This is a genomic window from Sesame phyllody phytoplasma (assembly GCF_018390775.2).
In the GTDB taxonomy this organism is placed as follows: Bacteria; Bacillota_I; Bacilli_A; order Acholeplasmatales; family Acholeplasmataceae; genus Phytoplasma; species Phytoplasma australasiaticum.
On sequence record NZ_JAHBAJ020000008.1, the window covers coordinates 21339 to 28578 of the forward strand.

Sequence of the window (7240 nt, forward strand, 5' to 3'; positions counted from 1 at the left end):
AATTAGTTAAAAGTTATCTTTCCATTTTTGTTTTTGAAATTCATCTATTAAAGGTTTTATTATTAAATCAATATTCCCTTCCATAAACTCATTTAACTGATATATTGATAAATTTATTCTATGATCTGTTATTTTATTGTTGGGATAATCATAAGTTCTTATTTTTTCGCTTCTATCACTTTTACCTATTAAATCTTTTTTAATTTGATTTTGTTTTTGTTTTTGTTCAGATTGTTGTTGATAATAAATTTTATTAGTTAATAATTGAAAAGCTTTTTCTTTGTTATCATGTTGACTTTTTGCTATTTGACATGATGAGCTTATACCTGTAGGTAAATGAGTTAATCGAACTGCTGATTTAGTGGTATTTACAGATTGTCCCCCAGGGCCACTAGCATTAAAAGTATCCACTCTAATGTCATTCCAATTAATTTCTATTTTTTGATGGTTATTATTAGGAATTACTAATATTTTTACTGTAGATGTGTGTATTCGGCCTTTATTTTCTGTCTTCGGGATACGCTGTACCCGATGTATTCCGGATTCATATTTTAAATAATAAAATACATTTTTTCCATTAATTACAAATTCAACAGACGAAATACCTTCTTTAGATGTAGATAATAAATTGATAATTTCTAATTTCCATTTTTTATATTCTATATATTTTTTATAAGCTCTAAACAAATCTGATACAAATAAATTAGCTTCTTGCCCACCTATACCTTTTTTAATTTCTACAATTACATCTTGTTTATCTTCTGCGTTATATTGTTCTGGGTATAATAGTTTTTCTAATTGATTAGTTTTGTTTTTAATTTTGATAATTAAATTATTTTTTTCTGTTTCTGCTAATTGGATTATTTCTTCTTCTAAAATTTTATCATTTGTTTGAGATAATGTTTTTTGTATTGTTTTATACTCTTTTTTTAATTGAATATATTCTTCGTAAGCAAAAACAATTTTTTGCAGTTTATTCATTTCTTTTAATAAATTAATATTTTGAAAATTTTTTGGGTTTTCTAATATTTTTTTTTGATTTTGTAAATATTTTTTTTTTATTAATTCTAATTTATCAAACATCTAAATTATTGTATCATCCTATTTTAATTTATTCTATTAAGTGGTCGGTTTCATTAAATAATAAACAATTAGAATCAAAATTAAAATATTTAGTGCTTGTAATACCTTGACGATTTTTCGCAATAATTAACTCTGTGTGCCCTAAGTCGATATTATATTCACTATATTTTTCTTTCGAATAATATCCTTTTCTGTATAAAAACATAACTATATCAGCATCTTGTTCGATACTCCCTGAATCTCTTAAATCTGATAGAATAGGTTTTTTATCTTCTCTTTTTTCTACTTCTCGAGATAATTGGGATAAAGCTATAACTGGTATTTTTAATTCACGAGCCATTTGTTTCAAGCTTTTTGAAATATCAGAAACTTCTTCTTGTCGATTATTAAAACCGTATTGTCGATTATTTTGATTATTTTTTCTGATTAATTGTAAATAATCTATAATTACTACATCTAATTTTTGTTGATGTTTTAATTTACGACATTGCGTTCTTATATCTAAAATATTTACTGCTACTGAATCATCAAAATATATATTTAATTTTTTTAATTTATCAGCTGTTAATTTTAGCAAAGATCTTTGATTTTGATTTAACAATCCTAATTGAATATTTTTATGAGGTATTTCGCTTTGAGCACTTAATATCCTTGTTACTAATTGTTCATTAGACATTTCTAAGCTAAAAATTGCTACATAAGTTTGAGCATTATTATTTTTTTGAGCCATTTTAATTGCTAAATTGGTCATAAAACTACTTTTTCCCATAGAAGGTCTAGCAGCAATAATAATTAATTCTTCTTTTTTTAATCCTAAGGTTACTTCATCTAAATTAGTATAACCAGTGCTTATACCAATAATATTTTTATTTTGTAAATTGTTTATAGTGTTTTCTTGTACTTGTTCGATTAAGTTGTTTATTTTAATGAAATTATTGGTTTTACTTTTATTAGAAATTTGGAAAATTTTTTCTTCTGCTAAATTTAAAAATTTTTGTGGTTCAATATCAGGATTATTTAATCCTTCGTGCACAATAGAAGAAGCAGTTTGAATGATATTTCTTTTAACAGCTGCTTCATTGACTAAGTTAATATATGTTTCTAAATGATAAATGGACGGAATTATTTCGCCTAATTGAATTAAATAATTTTGTCCGCCATCTATATGAATATTTTTATTTTTTAATAATGTATATACTGAATAATAATCAATAGATTTTGATGTTTCAAATAATTCTTGAATTGCTTGAAAAATTTTTTGATTATTAAGATTAAAAAAATCACTAACTTCCAAACGTCCTATTACATTAATAATTTGTTTAGGTTCTAAAAAAATAATTCCTAAAATTGATTTTTCTGCCTCTGCATAATAAGGTAGTTTTATATTTTCATTCATGATTTTTTAGCTTTTACGTTAATTGTTAAGGCTGCTATAATATTATCTTTTAAAATAATATTAGCTTTATAAATACCTAAGGCATTAATTTCATTATCTAAAATTATTTTGGGTTTATCCAATAAAATGTTATGACTTTTATATAGTTCATCTATAATATTTTTTGGAGTTATTTTTCCATGCATTTCGCCATTTGGGCCAATTTTTATTTGAAAAGTAATTTGTTTATCTTCTATTTCTTCTTTTAATTTAGTCATCAATATAATTTTTTGTTGTTCTTTTTCTTCTTTTATTTTTTTATTTTGTTCTAAATATTTAATATTTTGAGGATTAGCTAAAAGAGCTTTTTTAGTTCTAATTAAATAGTTACCAAAACCAGGATTAACTTGAATAATTTCTTCTTTTTTACCTTTATCACTCAAGTCTTCTAATAAAATAATTTTCATATTTTCATTTCCTTCTTGATATTCATTTTTTAAAATGTTTTTTAATTCTAATAAAACATTATCAATATTACTGTTTTTAATTTGGGAAGCTGCACTATTAATATGTCCTCCTCCGTTCATTTGCTCCATAATAATTTGTACATTGATATTATCGCTACATGATCTAGCGCTAATACCTATTTGATTATCGGATAATTCTCCTATTACAAAAGCTGCTTCAATATTTTGTACATTTAAAGAATTTTCTGCTACTTTAGCCAAAAAAGAACGATCATTAATCGGTTTATCACTTGTTATAATAGCAAATTTTTTCATATAAATTTCCATACGAGATAATAGTCTATTCATTTCTAAAATTTGATCAAAATCCTGTCTTAGCCATAATTTAATTTTTTGACTTTCAGCGCCCATATTAATTAAACGCGATGCTACTTCTAAAGTTCTTGCGCTAGTTCGGGAGGTAAAAAAGTTAGTATCAATAATCATTCCTCCATACATAATGGTAGCTTCTAATGGCGAAATGTATACTGGATGATTTAAAAAGTATATTAATTCCATTATCATTTCTACAGTTGATGAAGCTGATGCATCTATATAAGCGAATTTGTTAGAAATAATTTTTTCTGAAGAACGATGATGGTCAATAATAATTATATTATCAGTTAAATTTAATAGTTCATTGTTATCTAAAATTTCTAAATGTTGATTATCTACAATAATAATTAAGGAATTTTTATTTATTATTTTATTCGCTTTATTAGCATTAATAATATTTTTTAAAAGCTTAGGATTTTCTTTATTTAAATTTTCATAAATATTTTTAAAATTTTTTTCCATAAAAATTGTATCTATAATAATATAATGATCTTGATCACTATTTAGAATAGATGCTATTTTATAAATAGCAATCATAGAACCAAAAGCATCTAGATCTGGATTTTTATGACTCATAAAAAAACAATTATTATGTTTTTGAATTAGATCTTTAATGATTTCTGAATTAACTCTAGATACTATTTTAGAGTTGGTATTTAAAGAGGTTTTGGTCGCTCCAAAATATTGAATTTTTTGATTTTCAATATTAATTACTACTTGATCTCCTCCTCTTTTTTGTGCCAATTCTAATGCGCTTTGAGAATAATAAGCTAATTGGTTAAAAGGTAGATTATAGCAAGCGATTCCCATAGATAAAGTGATATTTAATTTATATTTTTCAGAAATATTTCTTATATTTTTCAAAATTGAAAATTTTTCTAATATCATATTTTCTAATTGTTCTCTTTTTAATAAAAGTAAAAATTTATCATCCGATAATTGTTTTAAATAAGTTTCATAAATTTCGAAGAAATCTGAAATAGCGCTTAAATATTCTACTTTAATTTGTGATTGCTCTGAAAAATCTAAATTTTTTAAAGAATTTTCTAAATTATCAAAAGATAAAAATATTAAAGCTGGTGTTGATCGATGATAAAGAGTTTGTACCCTTTCTCTTTGAGTTGCGTCAAATAGATAAAAAACATTAAATTCTTTTTTATATAAGCAATCAAAGTATTTATCTTTGATTTTTAAAACTATTTGTTGTTCTTTTTCTTTAATATTTAATAATTCAGCCATTTGGTTATTTATTAAGTTTAAAGATGTATTGATGTCAGGATTATTAAATATTTTGTTCGCGTAAGTATTTATCCATTCAATAGTATTATTAGTGGTATTAATCACTATAATTCCTATAGTTAATTCGTTAAAAACTTCTTCACCTATTTTGTCTATATAATAAGATAATTTAGACCATAAAGCCAATCTTTTTTGTAATCTTTTAATTTTTAAACTACGTTGAAAATGCATATAAATACTTAAAAAGATAAAAAAGATTACTAATTTTCCAAGAATACTAAAAAATAATTTAATAATAATTTTTTTTACTTCTTGAATTTCTTTATTTGGGTTGTGAATTAATAATTTGATGTTATCATAGTCAAGGAAGGTCATATATAGAAATGTACCAATCAAAATTATAAATAAAAAAATTTTTTTATAATTGAGATTTTTTTTTCTTAATGTTAACATAATTAATCATTAAACTCTCTTTTCTAAAAAAACGGGGGCATATATAATTTTGTTATATAAAAAAACAAAACAAGTTAGATAAAACTTGTTTATTATTTATAAATATTTTACTTTTCGACAAAAGGTATTAAGGCCATATGACGCGCTCTTTTTATAGCTGTAGCTAATTTTCTTTGCCATTTAGCACATACTCCGGTTATTCTAGATGGTAAAATTTTACCTTCACTAGTTATAAATTTTTTCAGAATTTCTATATTTTTAAAATCTATATTAGTAAATTTATTTTGTGTAAAAAAACATACTTTACGACGTTTTTTAAAATATTTTTTTCGAATCATTTGCATATTTATAGTTTCACTTATATTCCTTATAAAATTTTAATTTTTAAAAAAGCGACTCATCTTCATCTTCTTTAATATCGGAAAAACTTTGATTATTTTTTTTTATATCTCCGTTATGTGATGTTTGTTCGGCATCTAAATGATTGGAATATTCTGATTTTTGTTTATTTTTTTTATAATCCGAATATTCTTTGCTTTCTAAAAATTTAATATTTGTGCATAAAATTTTTGTATCAAAAGTTGTTTTTTGTTGATTATTATGATCTTCGTAAATTTCTGTTCTAACTCGGCCCTCTATAGCTAACAAACTCCCTTTAGTAATGTATCTAGTTAAGCTTTCTGCTTGTTTATCCCAAGCGATACAACGAATTAAATCTGATTCTTTTTTTCCTTCTTGGTTTGTATACCCTCTATCTATTATCAAATGAAAAATAACATAAGGTACGTTAGTTTCTTTTGTAAATCTTATTTCAGGATCTTTCGTTATTCTGCCTATTAAAAATACCCTATTTAACATTATTTTCTCCTATTTTATGTGTTTTATTTTTTGATAATAAGAAAACGAAGTATTTCTTCAGTTATTTGCATTAATTGATTAAATTTTTCTACAAATGTATTATCTGCTTTAATTGTTGATTGTACATAATATCCTTGTTGGAATTTTTTAATTGGATAAGCTAATTCTTTTAATTCTATAGAAGCGGGTATAATTTCTTCAAAACAATTAATATCTTTATTTTTGATAAAAGTTTTTTTTAAATTTTCTACTATTTCTTGCGCTTGTTCTTGACTTATATTGGGTTTTATAATGTACATTAATTCATATTCTTTCATTTTGGTGGATTTTTTTGCTCCTTTTGATCAATTGTTTAATTAATTTTTAAAAATATTTAACTATTTCATATCTTTATACTTTTATTTTAATCTTTTTGGATAAAAATATAGTAATTTTTTCAAATTAAATTTTATATAGAAATTTTAATATTTTATAATAAAACAATATTTCAATTTCTATTATAAAAAATTAAATTTTATCAAATTGAAATGATGATATACTCTGAATTTCATTCTAACAAATAAGAAAAACAATGTCAATAAAATATTTTTAATAAAATGATATTAATAAATTTCATTTATTCGATTCAAACATATCTTTTTTATAATTTGTAATTATGATTTAGATTTTTTATAAAGGAGGTGATTGGTTATGTAACTATAGATGTAATTGCATTTTTACTTTCGATAATTCCTAATGATTAAGTTATATTTTTTAATATAAAGTTAACCTAGTAAATTAAATTTTAAATCTAAAATTTTGTTTTTTAAACTTAATTTTGTTTAAATTTTTAAAATATTTTTTAAATATTTTATAAAAAAGGAGTTTTTTTGTGAATTTACACAATGCTATAACTTATCTAAGTGGTATTTTTAATTTTATTAAAAATTATTATCATTATTTTATTAATATTATTTTTGGTTTAATTATGTTTATTTTAGTTTATTTAGCTATTTGGGTTATTAGTTTAATTATTAATATTTTACGTTTGTTGCCTAAATTAAATTTTTTTAATAAATCATCTGCTATTAATCATTATCATTTATCAAAACCTAATCTTAATAATAACGATTTACAAAATAAAATATCTCCGCCTAGAGGAATTTTCTTTTCATCGTTTATTATTTTTATATTGTTTATTATATTATTAATTATAAGTTTCTTCTTTATTAAGAGGTTTAATTTTGCTCCAATTACAAAAATTCTAGGTTTATCTGATTTTTCTAAAAATAAATTACATCAATTAACAGCATTACCCAATAATTCTTCTGATAATATGTTTGTTTTTCGTCAAAAATCTGTCAAAGAATTAGATAAATTAGATGCTATTTTGAAGAGTAAGGATTATCAT

7 protein-coding genes are annotated in these 7240 nt (G+C 22.4%); 1 reads left to right on the top strand and 6 read right to left on the bottom strand.

Annotated features, from left to right (window positions below):
* Positions 1–6: 6 nt before the first annotated feature.
* The 6 genes from prfA to rpsF all read right to left on the bottom strand — a co-directional run bounded on the left by prfA (position 7) and on the right by rpsF (position 6167).
* The gene (gene prfA / locus KHD59_RS01290) at positions 7–1083 is read right to left on the bottom strand and encodes a peptide chain release factor 1 (protein WP_213680262.1); all 1077 of its coding nucleotides are present in this window, start codon (positions 1081–1083) and stop codon (positions 7–9) included.
* A 28-nt stretch (positions 1084–1111) separates the two neighbouring features.
* The gene (dnaB, locus tag KHD59_RS01295) at positions 1112–2479 is read right to left on the bottom strand and encodes a replicative DNA helicase (RefSeq protein WP_004995218.1); all 1368 of its coding nucleotides are present in this window, start codon (positions 2477–2479) and stop codon (positions 1112–1114) included.
* The gene (gene rplI, locus KHD59_RS01300) at positions 2476–4992 is read right to left on the bottom strand and encodes a 50S ribosomal protein L9 (RefSeq protein WP_215905404.1); all 2517 of its coding nucleotides are present in this window, start codon (positions 4990–4992) and stop codon (positions 2476–2478) included. The genes dnaB and rplI overlap by 4 nt, the downstream gene beginning before the upstream one ends.
* Before the next feature lie 107 nt (positions 4993–5099).
* Positions 5100–5336 (bottom strand): 30S ribosomal protein S18, encoded by a 237-nt coding sequence (gene rpsR, locus KHD59_RS01305; protein ID WP_004995221.1) that lies wholly within the window; start codon positions 5334–5336, stop codon positions 5100–5102.
* Between the two features lie 40 nt (positions 5337–5376).
* A complete protein-coding gene (locus tag KHD59_RS01310) occupies positions 5377–5850 on the bottom strand; it encodes a single-stranded DNA-binding protein (protein WP_213680263.1) in 474 nt (157 codons plus the stop codon).
* Between the two features lie 23 nt (positions 5851–5873).
* A complete protein-coding gene (gene rpsF, locus KHD59_RS01315) occupies positions 5874–6167 on the bottom strand; it encodes a 30S ribosomal protein S6 (RefSeq protein ID WP_004995224.1) in 294 nt (97 codons plus the stop codon).
* A gap of 554 nt (positions 6168–6721) precedes the next feature.
* Here rpsF and KHD59_RS01320 point away from each other — a divergent pair.
* A partial coding sequence (locus tag KHD59_RS01320) for a hypothetical protein (protein ID WP_238120271.1) occupies positions 6722–7240 on the top strand: 519 nt, incomplete at its 3' end.